This window comes from Actinomycetota bacterium (genome assembly GCA_019347575.1).
GTDB lineage: Bacteria > Actinomycetota > Nitriliruptoria > Nitriliruptorales > Nitriliruptoraceae > JAHWKY01.
Genome location: JAHWKY010000024.1, coordinates 1 through 22,547, shown reverse-complemented (window position 1 = coordinate 22,547; position 22,547 = coordinate 1). Strand labels below are relative to the sequence as shown.

At 70.9% G+C, this 22,547-nt stretch carries 23 protein-coding genes; 6 read left to right on the top strand and 17 right to left on the bottom strand.

The window, feature by feature from the left end:
- The first annotated feature begins 187 nt into the window (after positions 1–187).
- Positions 188–772 (top strand): class I SAM-dependent methyltransferase, encoded by a 585-nt coding sequence (locus KY469_15485; GenBank protein ID MBW3664502.1) that lies wholly within the window; start codon positions 188–190, stop codon positions 770–772.
- 143 nt (positions 773–915) lie between these two features.
- On the opposite strand, the gene KY469_15480 is transcribed toward KY469_15485, so the two are convergent.
- Complete coding sequence (locus KY469_15480; GenBank protein ID MBW3664501.1) at positions 916–1,761, bottom strand: hypothetical protein; 846 nt, start codon at positions 1,759–1,761, stop codon at positions 916–918.
- 166 nt (positions 1,762–1,927) lie between these two features.
- Here KY469_15480 and KY469_15475 point away from each other — a divergent pair, with 166 nt between their 5' ends.
- Positions 1,928–2,362 carry a thioesterase gene (locus tag KY469_15475; GenBank protein ID MBW3664500.1) on the top strand — a complete coding sequence of 145 codons (435 nt, stop codon included), beginning with the start codon at positions 1,928–1,930 and terminating at the stop codon, positions 2,360–2,362.
- Here the strand turns inward: KY469_15475 and KY469_15470 are convergent.
- From KY469_15470 to KY469_15460, 3 genes are read right to left on the bottom strand one after another with little or no spacing between them, the layout of a single operon-like run.
- Positions 2,359–4,023 (bottom strand): thiamine pyrophosphate protein central region, encoded by a 1,665-nt coding sequence (locus tag KY469_15470; protein ID MBW3664499.1) that lies wholly within the window; start codon positions 4,021–4,023, stop codon positions 2,359–2,361. The two genes, KY469_15475 and KY469_15470, sit on opposite strands and share 4 nt — an antisense overlap.
- A 45-nt stretch (positions 4,024–4,068) precedes the next feature.
- Positions 4,069–5,571 carry a leucyl aminopeptidase gene (locus KY469_15465; GenBank protein ID MBW3664498.1) on the bottom strand — a complete coding sequence of 501 codons (1,503 nt, stop codon included), beginning with the start codon at positions 5,569–5,571 and terminating at the stop codon, positions 4,069–4,071.
- Between the two features lie 32 nt (positions 5,572–5,603).
- Complete coding sequence (locus tag KY469_15460; protein ID MBW3664497.1) at positions 5,604–7,742, bottom strand: hypothetical protein; 2,139 nt, start codon at positions 7,740–7,742, stop codon at positions 5,604–5,606.
- A gap of 84 nt (positions 7,743–7,826) precedes the next feature.
- On the opposite strand from KY469_15460, the gene KY469_15455 reads away from it, so the two are divergent.
- Entirely contained in the window at positions 7,827–8,219 is a 393-nt protein-coding gene (locus tag KY469_15455) for a hypothetical protein (protein ID MBW3664496.1), read from the top strand.
- Positions 8,220–8,323: 104 nt separating this feature from the next.
- A complete protein-coding gene (locus tag KY469_15450) occupies positions 8,324–8,665 on the top strand; it encodes a thioesterase (GenBank protein ID MBW3664495.1) in 342 nt (113 codons plus the stop codon).
- A 59-nt stretch (positions 8,666–8,724) separates the two neighbouring features.
- On the opposite strand, the gene KY469_15445 is transcribed toward KY469_15450, so the two are convergent.
- The 6 genes from KY469_15445 to KY469_15420 all read right to left on the bottom strand — a co-directional run bounded on the left by KY469_15445 (position 8,725) and on the right by KY469_15420 (position 13,763).
- Entirely contained in the window at positions 8,725–9,240 is a 516-nt protein-coding gene (locus KY469_15445; GenBank protein MBW3664494.1) for a hypothetical protein, read from the bottom strand.
- A complete protein-coding gene (locus KY469_15440; protein MBW3664493.1) occupies positions 9,237–10,448 on the bottom strand; it encodes an acetyl-CoA C-acyltransferase in 1,212 nt (403 codons plus the stop codon). The genes KY469_15445 and KY469_15440 overlap by 4 nt, the downstream gene beginning before the upstream one ends.
- 116 nt (positions 10,449–10,564) lie before the next feature.
- On the bottom strand, positions 10,565–11,284 hold the full coding sequence (locus tag KY469_15435) for a hypothetical protein (GenBank protein MBW3664492.1): 720 nt from the start codon (positions 11,282–11,284) through the stop codon (positions 10,565–10,567).
- A 76-nt stretch (positions 11,285–11,360) separates the two neighbouring features.
- Positions 11,361–11,714: an STAS domain-containing protein gene (locus tag KY469_15430; GenBank protein MBW3664491.1), complete on the bottom strand. Its 354-nt coding sequence runs from the start codon at positions 11,712–11,714 to the stop codon at positions 11,361–11,363.
- A gap of 23 nt (positions 11,715–11,737) precedes the next feature.
- The gene (locus KY469_15425; GenBank protein MBW3664490.1) at positions 11,738–12,094 is read right to left on the bottom strand and encodes an STAS domain-containing protein; all 357 of its coding nucleotides are present in this window, start codon (positions 12,092–12,094) and stop codon (positions 11,738–11,740) included.
- The gene (locus KY469_15420) at positions 12,087–13,763 is read right to left on the bottom strand and encodes a SpoIIE family protein phosphatase (GenBank protein MBW3664489.1); all 1,677 of its coding nucleotides are present in this window, start codon (positions 13,761–13,763) and stop codon (positions 12,087–12,089) included. The genes KY469_15425 and KY469_15420 overlap by 8 nt, the downstream gene beginning before the upstream one ends.
- Positions 13,764–13,875: 112 nt before the next feature.
- On the opposite strand from KY469_15420, the gene KY469_15415 reads away from it, so the two are divergent.
- Positions 13,876–14,070: a hypothetical protein gene (locus tag KY469_15415; protein MBW3664488.1), complete on the top strand. Its 195-nt coding sequence runs from the start codon at positions 13,876–13,878 to the stop codon at positions 14,068–14,070.
- A 10-nt stretch (positions 14,071–14,080) separates the two neighbouring features.
- On the opposite strand, the gene KY469_15410 is transcribed toward KY469_15415, so the two are convergent.
- Positions 14,081–15,292, bottom strand: a complete 1,212-nt coding sequence (locus KY469_15410; GenBank protein MBW3664487.1) for a hypothetical protein — start codon at positions 15,290–15,292, stop codon at positions 14,081–14,083.
- A 184-nt stretch (positions 15,293–15,476) separates the two neighbouring features.
- Between KY469_15410 and KY469_15405 the strand changes: the two genes are divergently transcribed.
- Positions 15,477–15,995, top strand: a complete 519-nt coding sequence (locus KY469_15405) for an SRPBCC family protein (GenBank protein MBW3664486.1) — start codon at positions 15,477–15,479, stop codon at positions 15,993–15,995.
- Here the strand turns inward: KY469_15405 and KY469_15400 are convergent.
- From KY469_15400 to KY469_15375, 6 genes are all read right to left on the bottom strand, one after another.
- Positions 15,964–17,148, bottom strand: coding sequence for a hypothetical protein (locus tag KY469_15400; protein MBW3664485.1), 1,185 nt, complete (start codon positions 17,146–17,148; stop codon positions 15,964–15,966). The two genes, KY469_15405 and KY469_15400, sit on opposite strands and share 32 nt — an antisense overlap.
- Positions 17,145–18,317: a hypothetical protein gene (locus KY469_15395; GenBank protein MBW3664484.1), complete on the bottom strand. Its 1,173-nt coding sequence runs from the start codon at positions 18,315–18,317 to the stop codon at positions 17,145–17,147. The genes KY469_15400 and KY469_15395 overlap by 4 nt, the downstream gene beginning before the upstream one ends.
- Positions 18,314–19,450 (bottom strand): hypothetical protein, encoded by a 1,137-nt coding sequence (locus tag KY469_15390; protein MBW3664483.1) that lies wholly within the window; start codon positions 19,448–19,450, stop codon positions 18,314–18,316. Before KY469_15390 ends, KY469_15395 begins: the two co-directional genes overlap by 4 nt.
- A gap of 116 nt (positions 19,451–19,566) precedes the next feature.
- Complete coding sequence (locus tag KY469_15385) at positions 19,567–20,784, bottom strand: hypothetical protein (protein ID MBW3664482.1); 1,218 nt, start codon at positions 20,782–20,784, stop codon at positions 19,567–19,569.
- Positions 20,781–21,998 (bottom strand): hypothetical protein, encoded by a 1,218-nt coding sequence (locus tag KY469_15380; GenBank protein MBW3664481.1) that lies wholly within the window; start codon positions 21,996–21,998, stop codon positions 20,781–20,783. Before KY469_15380 ends, KY469_15385 begins: the two co-directional genes overlap by 4 nt.
- Positions 21,995–22,547: hypothetical protein (locus tag KY469_15375; protein ID MBW3664480.1), on the bottom strand; the 553-nt coding region annotated here is incomplete at its 5' end. The genes KY469_15380 and KY469_15375, both read right to left, overlap by 4 nt.

Here is a 22,547-nt window from a genome sequence, read left to right as displayed (position 1 = left end):
GCCCGCTCCGGGACGGACGGGGTCGCGGACGTGTCCCGACGCCCCGCTCACCTCCGAACGGTCAGGCGGTCCGGTGGGTTCCGCCTGCGGAGAGGCGTGCGCACGGCGCTCCCGCGCCGCTACCGTTCCTGGAGTGTGCTGAACATGTCCGGCGGAAGCATGACGGCGTCTAGCGCGGAGCAGGGAGGTGGCGGTGGACACCGCGGCGCTCAAGACGCTGCGCGGCCTGGCCGCGGCGGAGAACGACGCGCAGGCGGCGGCGCGGAGCCGAGCGAGAGAGGTGACCTCGCCCCCGCCACCGGAGGTCGGCGCGTTCCTGGCCTGGCTCGCGGCGACCGCCGGAGCACGACACGTGGTCGAGGTCGGGACCGCGGGCGGAGTCACCGGCTTGTGGTTGCTCCGAGGCATGGCGGAGCGGGGCGTGCTGACCAGCATCGAGTCGGACAACGCGATCCACGGGGTCACCACCGAGTCGTTCGAGCACGCTCGGGTCGCCGATCAGGTCCGTTCGATCGCCGGCGACCCGCTCGAGGTGCTGCCGCGCCTGTCCGACGCCGGCTACGAACTGTGCGTCCTGCACACCTACCACGGGACCACCCCGGCCTTGCTCCAGCACGCCCGCCGCCTGCTCAAGGCCGGTGGCCTGCTGGTGGTCCTCGGCCTCGACGACGACAGCCTCCACGCCTTCGTGGACCTCGTCGACGAAAACGACGACGTCGTCGGGGCGGCCCTCCCCTTCGGCGGCGGCGTCGGCGTCGCCACGCTGGGGTAGAACCGTCCCGGCCTCGGCGGTGGCACTGGCCGCTTCTCAGAAACCCGCGCGACGCGGTGGTTTCCGCTGCTTCGGAAACCACCGCCCGCGCGCGGGTTTCTGGATAGCCGCGTCGCTTCGCTTCCGCGGCTTGGAACTGCTCGCTAGAAGAACCTCACCTTGGCGGCGAACTCGGCGGCGGGGGCGAGGATGACGGCGAGGTAGAACATGCCCGTGGCGGCCTGGATGGAGCGACCGCCCTCCTGGGCGAGCTTGTAGTTGAACCCCGCGATGATCGCGACGAGCGCGACCACACCGAAGCCCAGCAGCAGTGTCGTGCTCCCGATCGACAGCAGCGGCGAGAACGTGAGCGCACACAGCTCCAGATCCCTGCCGGTGAGGCCGGCGCAGGGCACCGGGTTGCGTGCGCTGAGGAGGACCGCCAGGGCACCGGCGATGACGGCGGCGATGTTCACGCGCGCCATCCACTCCATGTAGCTCTTCGACAGACGCCGCTCGACCAGGTACCAGTGGCCGAGGATCAGTCCGTCCCACACGGCACCGAGGAAGAACGCCCCGAGCAGCAGCTCGATGAGTCCCTGGGGGAACCCGCCGGGCGAGTCGGTGGCGGTGCGCAGCAGCGCCAGGGGGACGAGGGTGACGACACCGACAACCGCGGACACGATCCCCACGATCCGGCCAGCCATCGCCTGCCGGGTCAGCAGGAGCACGGCCGACAGTCCGGCGAGGATCGCAACCGCCGCCAACCCACGCCCCGTCCACGTCGCGGCCTGCACGGGGGTGTCGGTCGTGGCCGACTCGATGACGCTGTCGAGAGGGGTGCGCAGGGACGCCCACGCGCCCAGCGCCATCAGCGCGAGCGTCGAGCCGAGCAGGATCTCGTAGCCGTGACGGACGGCACGCCAGGTCGGCGACGCCCAGAGGATGGCGAGACCGCCGACGGCCGCCTCGGCGAGCACGACGGCGAGCACGGCAGCGGGAACGTTCAACGGTCCCTCCGGTCAGGGGGTGACCCGGGCGGACAGCGGCCGGGAGGCGGATGGTGCCAGCCTCCGTCGACGGTGACCAACCTCCGGGACCGGTTTCGGCGACGAGCAGACGGCGGGCACGAACCGCGTTACCCTCGGTCGGTTCCCGTGGGATGAGGAACGTGTCATGGGTGAGTGCGATCCAGGTCTGAAGGACGTCGAGGAGCTCGAGGTCCTCGACGAACACACGGCGGCCGTGGTCGGCTCCGGCGACGTGCCGGTGCTGGCGACGCCGATCGTCCTCGTGCTCGCCGAGCGTGCCTGCGTGCACGCGATCGCGGGCGAGCTGCCCGAGGGCCAGACATCGGTTGGGGCGTTCGCCGAGATCGAGCACGAGCGGCCGACCCCTGTCGGGGCACGCGTGACCGCGGAGGCCACGTTGATCGGTCACCACGGGCGCAGGCTCGAGTTCCAGGTCATGGTGCGCGATGGCGATGCGATCGTCGCCAGGATCCGTCACCGGCGCGTCATCATCGACCGCCAGCGGTTCCTCGACAAGCTCGCGCAAGCTGGGGGCGAGCCCGAGGCTGAGATGTCCGCCGACACCGCCCAGGCGAGCTAGGCGCCGTACGCCGTCGCCGAGACGCGTCGGAACGACCGGTCGAGGATCACGTTCACGACGGCCGGGACACCGTCCCGCACCGCCGTGTCCGCACGTTCGAGGGCGGGCCGTAGCTGGTCGGGCCGTTCGACGCGTTCGCCGTGGCCGCCGAGCCCCTCGACCACGAGTTCGTACCTCGTCTCCTGGGACAGATCCTGTGCGACCATGGCCTCGGGCCCGTAGACGCGCTCGTGGAACGCCTTCATCTCGCCCCACGCCCCGTCGTTGCCGATGACCCCGAGGAACGGCAGTCCCTGCCGTGCGGCGGACTCGTACTCGAAGCCGTTGAAGCCGAACGACCCGTCGCCGTGGATCACGACGACCTGGTGATCGGGGCGGACCAGCCGTGCCGTGAGCGCGAACGGCGCGCCGACGCCGAGGCAGCCGAACGGTCCTGGGTCCATCCAGTGCCCGGGCAGGTTCACCTCGGTGAAGCCCGCGGTGACGGCGACGATGTCGCCACCATCACCGATCAGCACCGCGTCGCGGTCGACGAACTCGGCGACCTCGGCAGCGAAGCGCAGCGGATGGATGGGCGTCTGGTCGCTGCTGGCCTCCTCGGCCCGTGCCGAGCGTCGGCTCGCCTCCTCGTCACGCAGCTCGGCGAGCCAAGAGCGCTCGCTGGTCACGCCGAACTTGCCCTCGTGTTCCAGCAGCGCCCGGAGGAAGGCCCCGACATCGGAGACCACGCCGAGCTCGACCCTGCGGTTGTGTCCGACCTTGTCCGCCTGCGGGTCCACGTGGATGACCGCGACGTCGTCCGCGTAGCCCTCGCCCCGCCCGTAGCCGAGGCGGAAGTCGAAGTCGATCCCGAGCGCGAGGATCACGTCGGCGTTCCGCAGCGCGTGCCGTCTTGTCAGTGCCAGGAGGTTGGGGTGGTCGGCGGGCAGGATGCCCCGGCTCATCGAGTTCACGTACAGCGGGAACGCGCCGACCTCGACCACGCCACGCAAGTCGTTCCAGGCTCGTGCCCAGTAGGTCCCCGATCCGGACAGCACGACGGGGTTCGATGCACCGGCCAGCAGCTCAACCGCACGCACGACGGCATCGGGATCGGGGCCGGCCGGGGCGGTGAAGCGCTGCCCCTCGTGCGCGACGACCGTGTCCTCGTCGACGGCCACCATGAGCACGTCCATGGGTAGGTCCACGAAGGTCGGTCCCATGCGGGGCGACAGCGACGACCGCAGGGCGTAGCCGACGATCTCGGCGAGTCGGTCGGTCTGCAACGCCACCTCGGCGCGCTTGGTGACCGGCCGTAGGAGCTCGATCTGTGGGGCGTCCTGCAGCGCCCCCATGCCCTCGAGCGACAGCGGGTTGCGTCCCGCGAGCAGCAGCACCGGGCTGTCCGCGTAGTAGGCGTTGGCCACGCCGGTGATGGCGTCGGTGAGCCCAGGGCCGGCGGTCACCGCGGCCACCCCCGGGCGGTGGGTCAGGCGTGCGTACGCGTCGGCGGCGTGGGTCGCGGCCTGCTCGTGGCGCACGTCGACGACGCGGATGCCTTCGGCGACACAGCCGTCGTAGATCGCCGAGATGTGGCCGCCGGTCAGCGTGAAGAGGGCGTCGATGCCCTCGGCCCGGAGTACACGGGCGATGATCCGGCCGCCGTGTACGTGCTCGCCCACCTCGCCCTCCTCATCAAGGCTCGAGACGCGCCCCGTGTCGAGCGCTCAGAGACTGCGCAACCACTCCACGAGCGTGCGCACCGGGGCGCCCGTCGCCCCCTTCTTGATGTAGCCGTCCTCGGTGTCGCGCCAAGCGATGCCGGCGATGTCGAGGTGCGCCCACGGGATGCCCTCCCCGACGAACGCGTGGAGGAACAGCGCTGCCCGAGTCGGTCCAGCGCCGCTCCAGCCATGATTCTTGACGTCGGCGATATCGCCCTTGAGCTCCTCGCCGTACTCCTCGAGTCCCAGTGGCATGCGCCACAGCGGCTCACCGGTGCGCTCGGAGGCATCCAGCAGTGACGCCGCGAGGTCGTCATCGGTGGAGTACAGGCCGCCGATCTTGGGACCCAGCGCCATGATGATCGCGCCGGTCAATGTCGCGAGGTCCACGATGGCGTCGGGGGCCTTCTCGCTCGCGTGCTGCAACGCGTCCGCCAGGACGAGCCGACCCTCGGCGTCGGTGTTGAGCACCTCGACGGTCTTGCCGCCCCGGATCGTCAGCACGTCGCCCGGCCGGATGGCGCTCCCCGACGGCATGTTCTCCGCGAGCGCACACACCCCGGTGATGTTCACGCGCAGGTCGAGGTCCGCGGCCGCCTTGATCGCCGCGGCGACGCTGGCCGCCCCCGCCATGTCCATCTTCATGGTCTGCATGCCGTTGGAGGTCTTCAGCGACAGGCCCCCGGAGTCGAACGTGATGCCCTTCCCGACCAGCGCGATGTGCTTCCTGGCCCTGTCGTGCTTCCACGTCAGTTCGACGAGCCGAGGCGGCGCGTCCGAGCCGGCGCCCACGCCGAGGAGACCGCCGTAGCCCCCCTTCTGGAGCGCCTCCTCGTCGAGGACCCTGACCTTGACACCGGTCCCTTTGAACACGTCCTTGAGCCGGTCGGCCAGCGCCGGTGGGCGCTTCGCGCCGGAGGGCTCGTTCACGAGATCGCGAGCCAGCACGACCGCATCCGTGATGGGCTCGCCGGAGGCGATGGCGCGCTTGAGCGCACCGGCCTTGACCGGACCGGCGGCGTGGAGACGGACGTTGGTGAGGCTGGAGGTCTCCGACTCGGCCTTGTAGGTGTCGAACTGGTACGTGCCGAGGAGCACCCCCTCGACGAACGCCTGCGCGGCCAGCCGGGGATCGGTCGCCTCCATGACCGCCCCGGCGACGGTCGTGGCGATCGACGTCAGGCGCATCGTGGCGGCAGCGACCACTGCCCCGGCACGGCGAACCGCCTCGGCATCGACGTCGGGCGCTTCTCCCAGACCCACGGCGATGAGGGTGGAGGCCGGGATGTCGGCGCGGATCGGCATCCGCGTCGTGTTCCCCGCTGCGGGATCGAACCCGACCGCCTCGAGCTCCGCAGCGAGGTCGATGTCGAGCGTCGCGGCGAGTTCGGCCGCTCCAGGACCCAGTGCCAGCCCGCCGTCGCCTTCGACCGCGAACACCGGCACGACCAGTGCGTCGACCTCGGCCTTGTGGAGGGCGGCGCTGGACACGTCGAACGTCGGCACGACGGACTCTCCTCGGCAGCTCGTCGGCGAGCCTAACGCCGGCGAGCGAGGGTGCCCGTCCCGAGGATGACGAGGACCGCAAGCGCCGCGAGCGCCGGCAGGCCGCCGGTGGCGGGCAACGGTGCCGGGCGGCCCGTCCCGGTGCCGGGAGGCTGAGACGGCGACACGCCGTCGTCGCGAGCCGAGGGAGGTTCCAGGAGCGGGAGGGTGAGCTCGAGCCCGTCCACGCTCACGACCGCGGGGATGTTGCTCGCCTGGTAGTAGGGGGCGTCGTTGGCGACGACCTCGACCTTGATCCGGTGCCCCGCGGGGAACCGGTAGCCCTGCGGCGCGAGCTGGAACCGTGCACCACCGGACGCGGGCCCCTCCGCGATGCGGTAGGTCCCCCGGGTGACCAGGCCCTGCTCGCTGCCGTCCGCCGCGACGTCCCACAGGCGGACGCTCAACGGCACCTCGGGCCCCGTCGTCGAGTAGGCGATCTCGACCACGGGACCGCCCATCAGGGTCACGTCCTGCTCGACCTCGAACAGGTAGGTCACCGCGGCCGGGTCGGGCTCCGACGGTCGCATGATCCGGCAGCCCTTGTAGCTGCCAGGGAGCGGCAGGGTCGCCGTCGAGATGGGGTCCGTCGCGAGTGCGGCGGGTCCGGGGGCGGAGGTCGAGGTCGCGCCTCCCTCAGCGCTCGTGAACGTGACGTGGTGGAGGTGTAGGTCGTGCCACGTGTCCGCCACGGCGATCCGCATCGGGGCGTCGTGGTCGAGACAGCGCGTGACCGTGGCGGTGACGTCGTACGTCGGCGGCAGCGGGGTCCGGTCGGGGCGCAGGTGGTGGTCGACGAAGTCGTTCATGCGCTCGATCGCCGCGGCCCACTCGTCCTCGCGCTGGCCGGTGTAGTCGTGACCGACGTCGCCGAGGAAGAGCTTGAACGGGTAGGCCTGGTCCACAGCCTGGACCGCGTTCATCACCGTCAACGGCTCGAACGCCGGGAACAGCGGATCGGTCAGCCCGTGCACCCAGAACACGGGGACGCGGCCCTGCGGAGCGATCGTGATGGGGGACTTGAGGTCGCGGTAGACCTGCACGGCGCGGGCGATGATGGGGTCCTCCGGCGGGAAGGGGTTGCCGGCGAGCACACGGGTCGCGTCGACGAGGATGTCCGAGGTCGGATCGACACCGGGTGGCGCGAAGTGTCCCGAGGCGTTACCGGCTGCGAGCAGACCTGCGAGGGTTGACTCGATCGGCACCCCGATGGGAGCGGTGACGTCGCCGTGCGGTGGGGCGTGCTGCCAGCCGTCCGACGTGCGACCGTTGGGCGCCAGCACCTGCACCAGATCGCCGAAGGTGATGAGCGGGACGGCGACCGCGAGCTGGAGCGTCCGTGAGCCGTCCGGCGTGGTCCACGCCGCGAGCTCGCCGCTGGCGATGCCGTCGCACGGATCGACCCCCAGCTCGTCGGGGACCGGCGCCCCCCCGCACACGATGCGATCGGCGAGTAGGGCCGCCATCAGCGTCGGGGCACCGCCGTAGGAGCCCCCAATCATCGCGAGGCGGTCGGGGCGTGCGTGGCCGCTCTGGACGAGCGCGCCGAGCAACCACTGGGCGTCACGGACCTCCCATCTCTTGTCATCGAGGTGGATCCAGTACTCGTAGTCGAGGCAGGCGGGAGCGGGTGTGACCGGCGTCGCGCCGAGGACGTCGGGACCGCACGAGTCGCGCCAGCCGCGCGCGGTGTAGTTGACGACCGTGTAGCCCCGGGAGGCGAACCAGATGTTGTTCCAGTGGGTGTTGGTCGCGGGGCGTTCCTCGGACACGACCCGGTCGCTCTTGCCGGTCTCCTGCCAGATGGTCTTGTCGTCGGTGAACCCGTGCGCCATGAGCACCGTCGGTTGGGGCCCGCTGGCGCCGCAGGGGACGGTCACGTCGACCGACAGCGGGAGGCCGTCGAAGCTGGGGACCGTTCCCCGCCACCGGACGTAGACGACCGGGTCGACGTCCTGGCTGACGTGCACCTCGGGTGTCAGCGAGGCGCCGGGGAGCCCCTCGTAGGGCGTCGCACCGGGTGTGCAGCCCTGCTGAGCCCTCGCGATGGCCGCTGGAAGCAGGCTCACCACAGCGGTGGCGACCAGCGCGGCGAGGAGAGACACGAGCGCGCGCGGCGCGGAGGTGGTCACGCCGCGGAGACTAGCTGGGGCGACGGTTACGCTGGGGCCGTGGAGGACGCGCGTGAGCACCGGACGGGATCGACGACGCCATCCGTGGTCCGTCCGGTCGACCTGCGCGACTACGTGCGGTTCTCGCAGGCCTCCGCCACCCGCGTCCGCGTGTTCGCCACCGAGGTCCTCACCATCGACCTGTGGTGCCTCGAACCGCAGCAGGAGACCACCGTCCTCAGCTACGAGGACGTGGACGTCGCCTACACAGTCATCGGGGGGCACGGCTGGTTCGTGACCGACGAGGGCGAGATCGGCCTGGCGGCGCTCGGGTCGATCCTCGTGCCCGCCGGGAGTCCACACGCGATCGACAACCGCCACGCCGATCCCCTCGTCGTCCTGGCGAGTGCAGCTCCCCCGGACGTGACGCTGGACGCGCTCGTCGAGGACACGCCCGTGTCGGATGCCGGCGAGGCCGTGTTCCAGGACGGTTCCTGAACGGGGTTGTGCCGGAGCCCGACCAGCGTCGATACTCCGCCACCATGCGCCCAGGACCCGCCCGCGGCGAGACCGCGTCCCTCGACGTCACCGTGGATGAGTCGATGGCCGCCACGATCGGCGACGACCAGGTCCACCCCGTCTACGGGACAGCGGCGCTCGTGGTGCACGTCGAGCAGGTCTGCCGCCAGTTGCTCGTCCCCCACCTCGAACCGGGCGAGGAGGGCGTCGGCTACCACCTGGAGGTGACCCACCGCGAGCCGGTGCCCGTGGGCGCGACGGTCACGCTGACCGCGACCGTTGCCAACGTCGGAGCTCAGAAGCTGGTGTGCGAGGTCATCGTGCGGTGGGGGACGCGTCTCGTCGCTCGGGGATCGTTCGAGCAGCGCGTCGTCGACCTCGAGCGCTTCCGCCTGGGCATCGAGGCCCGGTCCGCAGCCGTGTGAGCGAGAGCGTGAAGTCACTTCGTCGGCTCGAGCGGACGAAGTGACACCGCGATCGAGTGTCAGTCGATGAGGCCGGGCTGGACGTTGAAGGAGCCCGAGAGGCCACCGCCGTCCGCGAAGCGGACGCTCAGCTCCCCTGTCCAGCGTGGTGGGCCGGCAGCTGTCACGGTGACGTTGCCGCCGGTGGCCGGTAGCGGTGAGCCATCGACGCGGACCTCCAGCAGCACGCTGTCGCGGTGCGCATCGCACTGCTCGGCCACGCATCCGACGTGCGACACGGGCACGGTCTCTCCCGGGATCAGCGCGTCCGGGTTCTCGAAGACGACTCCGAAGTTCTGACCGTCGACGGTCCGTGCGATCACGCACAGGTCGACGTCGAGGCCGTCGTTGGGGTCGCAGTCCCCGTGGACGACCTCGGGCTCGCCGTCGGAGACGGCGTAGCGCTTGCCCGCGAGCTGGCCGGTGAGCTGCAGTCCGTCGTCGGGCCCGACGGGATCGCGCTGTGCCTCCTCCTCGGCGCACGACGCCCCGACGAACGCGAGGACGAGCGAGAGTGCCGCGAGGCTGCGCCTCACAGCACCGACTCGACGAGCATCGACTCGCCCTGACCGACACCGACGCACAGGGTCGCGAGGCCGCGTCGCATGCCGGGGTCCTGCTGCATCCGACGCATCAGGGTCAGGACGAGGCGTGTACCGCTCATCCCGAGTGGGTGGCCCAGCGCGATGGCGCCCCCGTCCGGGTTGACCTGCTCGAGATCGAAGGGCAGCTCGCGGAGGACCGCGAGGCACTGGCCGGCGAAGGCCTCGTTGAGCTCGACGGTGTCGACGTCGTCGACCTTCCACCCGGCGCGCTCGAGCGCGATGTGCGTAGCCGGCACCGGGCCGATGCCCATACACGAGGGGTCCACACCAGCTTGGCCGGTGGCGACGATGCGCGCGACGGGAGTCAGACCGTGACGTGCGAGCGCGTCCTCGGACGCCACCAGGACGGCCCCCGCCCCGTCGTTGAGCGAGCTCGCGTTCCCTGCCGTGACCGTGCCGCCCTCACGGAAGGCTGGACGCAGCCGCGCCAGCTTCTCGAGCGACGTGTCGGGGCGCGGGCCCTCGTCGCGCTCAACGACGATCGGGTCGCCCTTGCGCTGGGCGATCTCGACGGGCACGACGTCGGGCTCGTAGAAGCCGCGGTCCCACGCGGCCAGCGCGGCGCGGTGGGAGCGCAGTGCGAACTCGTCCTGCTCGTCGCGACCGACGCCGTAGCGCTCGACGAGGTTCTCGGCGGTCTCGCCCATCGCGATGGGCGGGTGCATCGCCGCCATCGCGGGGTTGACGAAGCGCCATCCCAGCGCGGAGTCGACGACCTCCGGCGCCCCGCTCTTGAAGGGCGCGTCGGGTTTGGCCATCACGTACGGGGCGCGGGACATCGACTCGACACCCCCGGCGACGAACAGGTCTCCCTCGCCCACCGCGATGGCCCGGTAGGCGTGGACGATGGCGGCGAGCCCCGACGCGCACAACCGATTGACGGTGATGCCGGGCACCTCGATCGGGAACCCGGCGAGCAGCGCCGACATCCGCGCGACGTCGCGGTTGTCCTCGCCGGCCTGGTTCGCGCACCCGGCGACGACCTCGTCGACGTTGGCTGGGTCGAGCCCGGTGCGCTCGACCAGCGCACGGAACGCGAGCGCTAGCAGGTCATCGGGACGAACCGACGCCAGCGCCCCGCCGTAGCGGCCGATGGGGGTGCGCACGCCAGCGACGAGGAACGCGGACCGGACCTGCACGGGGAGCCTCCGGGGACGACGGTCCGAGGGTACGCGCCGATCCCCCCCGCCCCGACGTCATGGACGCGTGGGTGCCGCGGCATCCCGCGTCAACCACACATCGCTGGAGCCGGTGCTCAGGCGGCGGGCTTGCGACGGCGCCGGAAGGGCTTGCGCAGCGTGTAGAAGACGGCGTCGTGCTTGACGTTGCCGGCGCGGTTCCACTGCCGCTTCCTGTCGACGCACACGAGCTTCTTCTCGACCTCCGCGTCGGCGACCCCGAGGTGCGCCGCCAGTGCGCTGAGGGTGTGCATCCAGATGCGGTCCTCCTTGCGGTGCCCGCCGAACGCCATCCCCAACTCGACCAGAGGATCCTGGGCACGGATCAGGAGCTGTACCTGCGCGGTCGTAGCGCCTCCCTCCGCGTCCGCCGAGAAGGTGATGAGCCCGGCGAAGGGGTGACCCTCCGGAGTCAGGAACGAGAAGGACACGTCGTCGGCGTAGAGCACCAGGACGCCCGTCGACAGCTTCAGGCCTCCGGCCTTGCCGCTGATGAGTGCGACCTCGCCTGGCTTCACGCCCGCGAAGGGTGCGTAGAAGCGGTTGCCCGCCGGCCAGAACTCGCCGTAGTGCGCTCTCCACTCGGCGATCACGTGCTCTGGTGTGAGGCTGGGCCCAAGTGCAACGCGGTAGGTCTTCTGCCACATCTTGCCGAAGCCCTGGACCGGGCCGGCCAACCGGCGCCCCGTGACCGAGCCCGCGTCGGCACCGTCCTCAGCCGCGGTCACGTCGAGGTGCGTGACCGGTTTCGCCCAGTTCTCGCTGCCCCGCGGCTGCGGAGGGGTGGGGGTCTCCATGGTCGTCCTCCTCATGATCGTGCTACCGCTTCGCTACTTGAGCACTCGGCTGTGCTACCGCTTCGCTGCTTGAGCACTAACTCGCTGCGGCGAGCGCCGCATCCTCGTCGTCGCAGATCGTGATGGCATCGTCGAGACGTGTGAGCTCGAAGATCTGGCGGTAGTGGTCGCTCAAGCCGTACGCGACCAGACGCTGCTTCTGGCGCTGGGCACGGACGAGCAAGGTGACCAGCAGCCCGATACCACCACTGTTCATGTACTCGAGGTCGGTGAAGTTGATGATCACGTCGTCGGCGCTGGACTCGCTGGCCTTGGTCCAAGCCTCCATGAGCGCGTCCTCGCACGCGGGCGTGACATCGCCGTGGACGTCGATGATGCTGCTCGTCCCTCCTGCGGAGCGGACGTCGAACGAGGCGTTCTGTTCCGTCACGGTGTCTCTCCTCGGGTCACGGGTCACGCCGGAGCGGGAAGGTCGCCGCTGACAGCGCTCGCCTGGTCGGGGAAGAAGCTCATGAAGTCCGCCAGTCGGGTGATCTCGAAGATGTGGCGGAAGTGGTCGGACAGGCCACACACGAGCACCGCCCGGCTGGTCTTCCGCGCCTCCGCGAGGAGGCCGACGATCAGCGCGATGCCGGTCGAGTTGAGGTACTCGACGTCGCTGAAGTCGAGGAGCACCGCCCGCGGCTCCGACGTGGTGGCCTGGGCGTAGGCGTCGTTGAGCACCTGGTCGGCTGCGCCGTTGATGTCGCCGTGGAGCTCGACGATCGCGGTCGTGCCGTGGTGACGGACGCCAGCGTGGAAGTCAGCCATCCTGCTCTCCATCCAGTCGAACGACCAGTTCGATCGTGTGGTGCGCGTCGTCGGCCCACACGTGCAGGTCGTCGACCATGTTCTTGATCAGGAAGAGGCCCCAGCCGCGGGGCGTCTGCTCGCCCCGCAGCTTCGCCTCGAGGTCGGGTAGCTCGCCCGTGAGTGCCGGCGGCTCGCCACCACCCTGGTCGGTGACCCGCACCACCAGCGCGTGCTGGCTGGCGAACACCCGGATCTCGACGAGCAGGCTGGCGTCGTTGTGGTTGCCGTGCTCGATCGCGTTCATCGTCGCCTCGGCGACCGCGGTCTTGATCCGTTCGAGTCGGTCGCTCGGAACGAGGTGGGCGATGGCGTCGGCGATGCGCTCCATCACCTGGCGCTCGTTGCCCGGTTGGCTCGGGACGGTGAACGTGGCGATGGGCTCGCCAGGGTCGTCGAGCAGGCCTTCGGCGTTCCCGGTCGCTTCCGTGACATCCTCCTCACCTGCCGCGTAACCGACGATGTCGGTGCGTCGCAGGGTCACGATCGTGATGTCGTCCTCTTGCTCCCACTCGTCGCCGGTGAAGGCGTGCAGGTCGTTCATGAGCCCGTCGATGAGCTCACCCTTGGTCCAGCGTGCCACTGCGTCGACGAGTCGGGGGAAGCCGTACATCTCTCCGGAGGGAGCGTGGGCCTCGGGGAGCGCGTCGCTGTACACGACGACGGTCTCGCCGGGGCCGATCGTGATCTCGGCCTCCTCGTACTCCATCCCGGGCAGGAGGCCCAGTGGCATCCCGGTGGCGCGGACCTCGGCCGCACCGGTCGCCGACTTGATCGTGGGGAGGTTGTGACCGGCGTTGGCGAACACGAACCGGCCGGTCGCCGGTTCCAGCACCCCGTACAGGCACGTGACGAACATCTTGGGAGGCATGTCGCCGACGAGCTGCTCGTTGACCCGCTCGAGGACCTTGCCCGGGTCGAGCAGCCGTTGTGCGGAAGCGCGCAGGACGCTGCGGGTCGACGCCATGACGAGTGCCGCCGGGACGCCCTTGTCGGTCACGTCGCCGATGACGATCCCGAGCTTGTCCCCCGGCAGGTCGACGACGTCGTAGAAGTCGCCGCCGACCTCCCGCGCCGGCCGGTAGAAGGCGTTGAGGCGCCAACCCCTCGGCTCGGGCAGCTCCCTCGGCAGGAAGTTCTGCTGGATCAGCGTGGCGACCCGCATCTCCTGCTCGTAGCGCTCACGGCGTCGGACCTCGGCCTCCTGCTCGCGGACCAGTTGCGCCACGCGGAGCGCCGGCGCGGCCTGCCCGGCGAGGTTCTCGAGCAACTTGCGATCGTCGGCCGAGTACTCCTGCTCGCTGAGCCGCTCGCCGAGGTTGAGCAGGCCGATGAGCTCGCCCTGCGTCACCAGCGGCACGACGAGCTTGACCCCGGCCTGGCGCAGCGCCTCCACCCCGGGCGACTCGAGCTTGAGGCTGTCGACGTCGACCGGCTCGGGATGGGCCTGGAAGTAGGCGAGGACCGGGTCGTTCGGGGCGATGTCGACCTCCGGGGCAACGAGTTCCGGGACCGACAACTCCAGTTCCTGGACCGCCTCCTGGCGCTTGCGGCGCCGCGGCACCCGCAGCGTCGGTAGCCGCCGTTCCCGTGGGAGCGTTGCCGTCACCTCGACCTCCTCATCACCCACCCAGCTTCCTCCTCGAGCGTCACCGAAGCGTTACGGCAGAGCGGACCGTCCACAGGCGCACCGGTCCCGACCGACGACACCGTCGGAGAACCGTGACACGCTCGAGCACCGCATGGAGGTACTCGAGTTCCGGATGGAGCCTGTCGCGGAGCGTCTCGGACGCCTCGAACGGCAGATGGACCGCTTCGAGGACAAGCTCGACTCGTTCCACCACGGGCTGCAGCAGACCCGCAACCTCGTGCTCGCCAACGCGGGCATGTTGCTGACCCTCGCCGCGATCCTCGTGCCCGTCGGTCTCATCACCTGACCGCTCCTCATCACGCGCCCCGCCCGCCCAGCCAGACCGAGACGTAGGCGGGCTGCAGGGTTGTGGCCACGACCGTCCCGAGCTCGCTTCGGAGTGCCCCGAGGTCGACCTCCTCGCGCAGCCGCGCCCCGAACGCCTCGACGGTCCTCGCGGCGTCGTAGCGCGCACGGTTGAAGCGACGGTCCACGAACCGCTGCACCCGGGTCCGGACCGGTCGGAACAGCGCGGCCACGACCAGTGTCGACGCGGCAACGAGCAGGTCGCTGCGGTCTCCGGGAACCAGCGCCCCGACACCGAGCACCCCGCCTGCGTAGACGACGACGAGCACCCCGGTGACGATGGTGTAGGCGACCGTCCGGCTGACGAGGCGATCGATGTCGTAGAGGCGGTGGCGGGTGACCGCCATACCGATGGCGACGGCGATCCCGGTCACGAGCACGGGGAAGCCCAGGTCAGCGACGTAGTCGTCGGCGAACGCGACGGACTCCCCGACCCAGTTGCCACCGAACAGCATCAGCACGGCGAGCGACACGACGAACAGGAACAGCTTGATCTGCTGCCGCTCCACGAGCGGGGCGCGACGGAACCTCACCGCCAAGCGGCCGATGGCCCCGAAGGCCAGCAGGCCGAGGATGGCGAACGACAGACCCTCGAGCGCTCCGAAGGCTGAAGCGAGTCCGTCCAAGGCCCACGGGTTGTCGAAGTGGGCGACCTCACCGATGCCCTTCGAGGTATCCGAAGGCGTGACGGCTGTGCTCACGGCTCCGACCACGAAGGCACCCCACCCGATGCGCAACAGGAGACGCCAGCGCCGGTCGGAACCCGGTCCCTCTGGGAAGTGAGCGACGATGAGGGGCAGGAGGGGGACGCCGAGGTCGAGCGCCACGGCCAGCCACTCGACGAAGGCGATCCGATCGGGGCGCCACGGGTCACCGATGATCGCCGCGTTGCCGAACTGCCCCGCGGCTGCCGCCAGGAGGATGCTGGTCCCGGCGGCCAGCATCAGCCACCCGATGGTCAGTTCACGTCGCCGCACGGCGACCATGGCTCCCGCGAGCACGAGCGGCACCCACGCGAGCCACCACGACGTCTCCGCGAGCACCTGTGGCCACGCCGCCGCTCCTGACGCGACCCCGAAGACGTTCAGCGAGGCCGCCGCCGCGAGAGCGACAACGACCGTGGCCGCCACGATGGCGGCGGTGACGCGAGGATCGTGCGTCACGATGGATGTTCCCAACTGCCGGCGCCAGTCGAACCCGGCTGGCATCATCATGCGCGGGCGTTCCGGGGCCGTTACGGCTGGCTCGTGAGGAGACGCGCGCACCAGCCGTAACAGCGCCGGAACGCTGCCTGGGGATGCTGCAGAGCGGAACGAGGGACACGGTCGACGACGCGGGGGAACGCGGATGGCCAGCTACAACCTCAGCACGGTGTTCGAGATCCGGACCAGCGCGGAGCGGGTCTGGGCGGCGCTCACGGAGCCGGCCACCTGGGCCACCACGTGGCCAGAGGTGCGCGAGGTTGCGCGCGTCCACAGACCGCTGGCGGACGGGACGGATGCGCTCCACCGCTTCCGCTTCGACCTGGTGCGCTTCCCTCTGGGCTTCGAGGCCCACACGGTCCGGGCGCGGACCCCAGAGGTCGTCGAGTGGTCCGTCCGCGGCGACCTGGAGGGACGAGCCATCTGGGAGCTCGACGACCTCGACGGCGTCACCTTCGGCAAGGTGACCTGGCACGTCCGCACGACCAAGGCGCTGCTGAACCTCGCCGGTCCCGCGATCCGCCGTCTCGCGGAGGCGGAGCACGACCGCACGATGCGGCACGGCATCGACGCTCTCGCGGCTCACCTCGGGACCTCGGCACGCCGCGTGAGGACGCTGCGCCGGGGCGCGGTCAGCCCCCGGCCTGCCTCAGCCACACGCTGATCGAGCGCGGCTGCACGGTCGTGGCGACGGTGTCGCGCAGCTCGACGCGGAGCGATCGCAGGTCGATCTCGTCCCGCAACCGTGCCCCGAACGCCTCGATCGTCCGCGCGGCGTCGTAGCGCGAGCGGTTGAAGCGCCGGTCTACGATCGACTGGATGCGCGACCGCAGCGGCCGGAACAGCGCCGCGACCGCCAGTGTCGAGCCCGCCACGAGCACGTCGCTGGGCTCACCGGGTAGCAGCGCTCCGACCCCGAGCACCCCGAACGCGTAGACGCCTGCGAGCGCGCCGGTGAGCACGACGTACGACAGCGTGCGGTTGAGCAGGTGATCGATGTCGAACAGGCGGTAGCGGAGGATCGCGAGCGCGACGGCAGTCGGGACGGCGCTGAGACCGAGCAACAGCGCGAGCTCGGCGACCAGCGGGGCCCCACGTCCCGGTCCAGCGCTCAGCCCGACCATGGTGCCGAGACCTCCGGCGACGCCGGCGACGGCGAGGAACAGCCACTTGAGCTGCAGGCGCTCGATCGCGGTGGCCCGCCGCCAGCGGGCGACGAGCGACGCGATGCTGCCTAGCAGGGGCACGAACACGAACGGCTCGACCAGATCTTGGATGCGCCCGGCGAGCTCCGGGAACGCCGAAGTGTCGACCAGCAGGCTCGGATCCGATCGCACCGGCCACACCAGTAGCCAGTCGAAGACGACCATCGCCATCATCGCCAGCGTCACGATGCGGAGCAGCCGCCAGCGGCGACCGGGCAGGCGTCCGCTGGGGAAGTGCATGAGGATGAGGGCGAGGATCCCCTGGCCGGGCGCCCAGTTCCAGGTCTGGAACCACAGCGCCCATCCGACGCTGGCATGCGTGGAACCGGACGCGAGCGCGACACGCGCGTACTCCTCGGCGAGCACGGTCGCTTCCAGGTTCAGCCCGAAGAGGACCAGACCCCAACCGATGAGGTTGTGCGGCTGCCGCGCCCCGATCAGCGCGCCGGTGACGACGAACGCCAACGCTGGGCCCAGCGGTGCGAGGCGCCCACCGATCTCACGGGCAGACCCGCCATCGCCGACCAGCACCACGAGCGTGGCGACCGCCACCAACGCACCGGCGATGAGGGCAGCGATCGCGAGAGCTCGCGGCCACGTCGTGCTGCTCACGCTCCACCTTCCCGGAGCCACAGCGACGTGACCCGCGGCTGGAGCGTCACGTCGACCGCAGCTCGCAGTTCCTGCGACAGCGATCCGAGATCGACCTCGTCGCGCAGCCGCGCCCCGAACGCCTCGATCGTCCGCGCCGCGTCGTAGCGCGACCGGTTGAAGCGCCGGTCCACCACCGACTGGATGCGCGACCGCAGTGGCCGGAACAACGCCGCCACCGCCAAGGTCGAGCCCGCCACCAGCAGGTCGCTGGATTCACCGGGCAGCAGCGCCCCGACCCCGAGCACGCCGAGCGCGTACACGCCCACAAGCACGCCGGACAGCAACGCGTACGACAGCGTGCGGCTGACGAGGCGGTCGATGTCGTAGAGGCGGTACCGCAGGACGGCGACGGTCACGGCGACCGGCAACACGGCCAAGCTGCCCGCCAGGACGAGGCCTCCGAACTGCTGGTAGGGACCGTGCTCGAGCACGATGGCGTTGATCCAAGCGAAGGGCACGATCGCGGCACCTCGCACGAACCACCGCAGCTGCTGGCGCTCGACGCCCCTCGAGCGGCGGTACCTCACGACCGCGGACACCGCTGCGGCCACGAACGAGAGCAACAGCAGGCCCCCGCCCGTGGCGGTGAGTGCCTCGGCCGCACCCTCACCGATCGCCGCGGGGTTGGCGGCCGGCTTGAGTAGGTCAGGGTTGAGCGCGTTCCCCGTGGTCAGGAGGAGGACGGCCGCCGCCCCGGTCCACAGCACCCACCTCCACCTCGGCGTGGGCGGTGCCCCGGTCGGGAACAGCAACGGGAGGAAGATCGCGAGGGTCGGGAACGTCCACGCCCAGGACGCCTGCGTCACCCAGTCGAGCCACAGCTCCGTGGACGGACCGACGAACAGCTCGAGGACATCGAGCCCCGCATCCAGCGCCACGTACACGCCAGGGAGTGGCAGCAGCCAGCTGACGGCGTGATCGGGGCGGCGCGACAGCATGACCGCACCGGTGCCGAGGAACGTGACGACGAGGAGCACCGAGACCACCGTGCTCGCGGGATGCGGCCCCCCAGGCGCCGGGTCGCGTGCCGTGACGACGATCCCGCCGAGCGCCACCGCGGTCAACGACAACGCCACCACCCACGGCCAGTAGCGACTCCGATGCTCCGGCGAGTGCGACGTCGTCACCGCGGCACCTCACGCAGCCACACCGAGATCGCGCGCGGCTCGAGCGCGGATGCGGCGACATCGCGGAGATCTCGAGCGAGCGTCGAGAGGTCGATCTCATCACGCAGCCGCGCCCCGAACGCGTCGACCGTGCGGGATGCGTCGTAGCGCGCCCGGTTGAAACGCCGGTCCACGATCGACTGGATGCGCGATCGCAGCGGCCGGAACAGCGCCGCGACCGCCAAGGTCGAGCCCGCCACCAGCAGGTCGCTGGACTCGCCTGGCAGCAACGTCCCGACCCCGAGCACTCCCGAGGCGTAGACACCCAGCAACACGCCGGTAAGGAGCAGGTACGACACCGTGCGACTGAGGATCCGTTCGATCTCGAGCAGCCGGTAGCGCAGCACCGCGATCCCGATGGCCACGGGCAGGAAGAACAGCCCGGCGACACCGAACAGGTCCTGCCACCACTGGCCGCCGAAACCGAGAACATCCGCGAGGGCGGCGGAGATCAGGGCGACACCGAGCAGCGTGACCGCGAGCATCAACCACTTGAGCTGGAGCCGGACGATCACCGCCGCGTTGCGGTAGCGGATGAAGAGCGAGACGAGGGAGGCCACGAAACCGCTGAAGACGAGCGGCAGCACGGCGGTCTTGCCGACGCGCCCCGCGAACCCCGGCCACGCGTCCCCGAGCTCCACGAGGTCGGGGCCGCGGTGAGGCCAGAGCGCGACCGCCAGGACGACCACTCCGACGAGCCCCACGAGCTCGACCCGCAACACGTGCCGCCACCGGCGCGACGGGAGGCGGCCGTCGGGGAACAGCAGGATCCCCAGCGCCAGCAGCGAGAGGGCCGGGATCCAGATCCACGACTGGACCCAGCTGGCCACATCGACAACGATCGAGGCAGGAGGCGTGTGACGCTGGACCAGAGCGCTGGTGGTGCCGTTGAGACCCTGGAGCGCGGCGAAGACGACCATCACCCACCCGAAGGGGTGCTCGGGGCGTCGCCACACCAGCACGCCCCCGACGGCCGCGAACATCAGCATCGTCAACGGCGCGACACGATCCCCGACGGTCAGCTCCGCGGTCGCGTGGGCGGGCGCGGTCAGTTGAAGGAACGCCCCTGTCGCGAGCATCGCCAGGGCCAGCACGGCAGAACCGAGCCCCAGCCAGCGACCTCGTCCGCTGCCGGCCGTCACGTCTGGCACTGCGCCGGCGCCGGCGATCCGGGCGGGGAGCCCGGGCGACGCGGGGACCGGTCTCCACCTCAGGGCCTCACCTCCGCGGGAGGGAGCCACAACGACACCGCGCGCGGTTGCAGGGACTCCGCCGCAGCCGAGCGCAGGTCGTTCGCGACCTCGTCGAGGTCGACCTCGTGACGCAGCCGCGCCCCGAACGCCTCGATCGTCCGCCTGGCGTCGTAGCGCGAGCGGTTGAAGCGCCGGTCCACGATGGTCTGGATGCGTGACCGCAACGGCCGGAACAGCGCCGCCACCACCAGGGTCGAGCCGGCCACGAGCAGGTCGCTGGGCTCGCCGGGCAAGAACGCCCCAACCCCGAGCACCCCGAGCGCGTACACGCCCACGAGCACTCCGGTCAGGAGGCCGTAGGAGACCGTGCGGCTGATGACGCGGTCCACCTCGTACAGGCGGTACCGCAACACCGCGGCGCCGATCGCCACCGGCATCGCCGTGACCGGGACCAGCACTATCAGATCGAAAGTGAGCTCGCTCGCCTCGGCGATGAGCCCGGCGTTCGCGGCGAGCGCCCACACCAGCAGGGTGACCGCGACCGTGACCAGGACCAACACCGCCGCGACGAACCAGCGCAGCTGGAGCCGCTCGGTTCCGCGAGCGCGACGGAAGCGCACCACCAGGGAGGCCGCAGCCGGGACGACGAGGAGCAGCGTGAGGCCGAACGTCAGCCCGCCCGCCAACTCGAGCGGTGCCCGGAGGGCCGCGATGCCGAGCGGGTTGGCGACCTCGACACCCGCGATCTCGCGGACGTCCGGTAGCACGACCATGATGGCCTCACTGACCGCGACCAGCGTGAGGGCGGTCGGCGGCAGCCAACGCCACCGCCGCGAGGGCACCTCGCCAGTCGGGAACAGCACGGGCAGCAGCACCAGCCCCAGCACGAGCCCGATCTCGACCGCGATGTCGCCGGAGACGTTGAGGAGGTACGCGCCGGCGCCGGACCCACCTCGCGCCTGCCACCAGTTCGCTCCCACGATGAGGTAGGCCGCCATCGACTCGAACAGACCGACTCCCGCCACCAGCCACGACACGCGGTGGTCGGGGCGGCGCCACACGAGGTACGCGCCGACAAGGCCGAACCCGAGCACGCCGGGGATGCTCTCCACGAAGGCCGGCGGGCCACCGTTCTCGCCCGCCGCCAGGCCCGAGTCCAGGATGAACGCCACCTCGGCACCCAGTGCCAGTGCCACGAGGAGACCCGCCGAGAACGCTCCACGCCGGCGTGTCACGAGCTGACCTCGGCGGTCGCCAGCCACACGGCCACGCTCCGCGGCTGGAGGGCGGCCGAGGTCGCACGCCCCAGATCGGCAGCGACCTCGTCGAGGTCGACCTCGTCGCGCAGGCGCGCCCCGAACGCCTCGATCGTCCGCGCCGCGTCGTAGCGCGAGCGGTTGAAGCGGCGGTCAACGAGCGCCTGGATGCGCGACTGCAGCGGCCGGAACAGCGCCGCGACGACCAACGTGGACCCGGCGACGAGGAGATCGCTGGGCTCACCCGGCAGCAGCGCCCCGACCCCGAGCACGCCCAACGCGTACACCCCGACGAGCACCCCGGTCAGCAGCGCGTAGGCGAGCGTGCGGCTGATCACGCGGTCGATGTCGTAGAGCCGGTAGCGGGTCACGGCGATGCCGATGGCGACCGCGATGCCGTTGAGCGTCAGGAAGAACGCGAGTGCCACCAGCCCGTCCGTGACCGCGCCCGGCACGAGCCCCGTCGTCGGCAGGACGACGGCGAACAGCAGCGGGAACACCGCGGTCGCGGCCACGAACCACTTGAGCTGGGCTCGCTCCGCGCCGATCGCCCGGCGGTACCGCAGGATCAGCCGACCCACCACGAGGACGAAGAACCCCACCAGGGTGAGCGCCGCGGCAGTTATCAGGGTCTCGGGCAGACCGCCGAACGCAGCTAGGGGGTTGTCGAGGACGAGCGGCGGCTCGAGGTCGCCCTCGACCACGGTGGGTCGCAGCATCGACGCGCCGACGAGGACGGCCACGGCCGCGGCTGCCGTCCGGACGACCCAGCGCCACCGGCCCTCCGCCGGGCGGTCTGATGGGAAGCGGTCGATCACGAACGGGGCGAGGGCGAAGCCGGGTACGACGATCCACGCCTCCAACCAGATCACCAGGCCTGGGGGGGTACGGCCGGCGACCCGCACCTCGTGGAGGAGCCAGGTACCGCCTAACACGCCCACAGCGATGCTCGTCCCCACCAGCAGCATCAGCCACGCCAACCTGCTCTCAGGACGTCGTGACGCCACGAACCCGCCGACCAGGGGGAAGCCGACCCAGCTCAACAGCCACAACGCCTGCCACCAGTCGGTGAAGCCAGCGGTCGTCCGAGCGGAGGTCGGCAGCGTGGAGCCGATCACGATCGTCAGCGCCACCGCCCCGACCGCCGCGACGGCGAGGACCCAGGCGAGCATCGCGGCGAGGCGGCGACTCACGACGGCACCCTCGGCGCAACGACGCAGAGCGACACGCTGCGTGGCTGCAGCGCCCGGCCAGCCGCGCCGCGCAGCTCGCCGGCGACCTCGTCGAGGTCCACCCGGTCACGCAGCCGGCGGCCGAAGTCCTCGACCAGCCGCCCCGCGTCGTAGCGCGAGCGGTTGAAGCGGCGGTCGACGAGGCCCTGGATGCGCGCCCGAAGCGGCCGGAAAAGGGCCGCAACGGCCAACGTGGCGCCAGCCACGAGCAGATCGCTCGACCCACCCGGCAGCAGCGCCCCGACGCCGAGGACGCCGGCGGCGTAGACGCCGACGAGGACGGTAGTGAGCAGTGCGTACGACAGGGTGCGCGAGATGACCCGATCGATGTCGTACAGCCGGTAGCGCAAGATGGCGACCGCCACCCCGACCGGCACCGCCCCGCTGGCGACGGCGAGGAGGATCCCGCCGTCGAGCAGTGGGACGATGTCGCCTAAGGGCACGATCGGTAGCAGCGCGATCGCGAAGAGGAAGACCTTGAGCTGCTGGCGCTCGGCACCCCGCGACCGA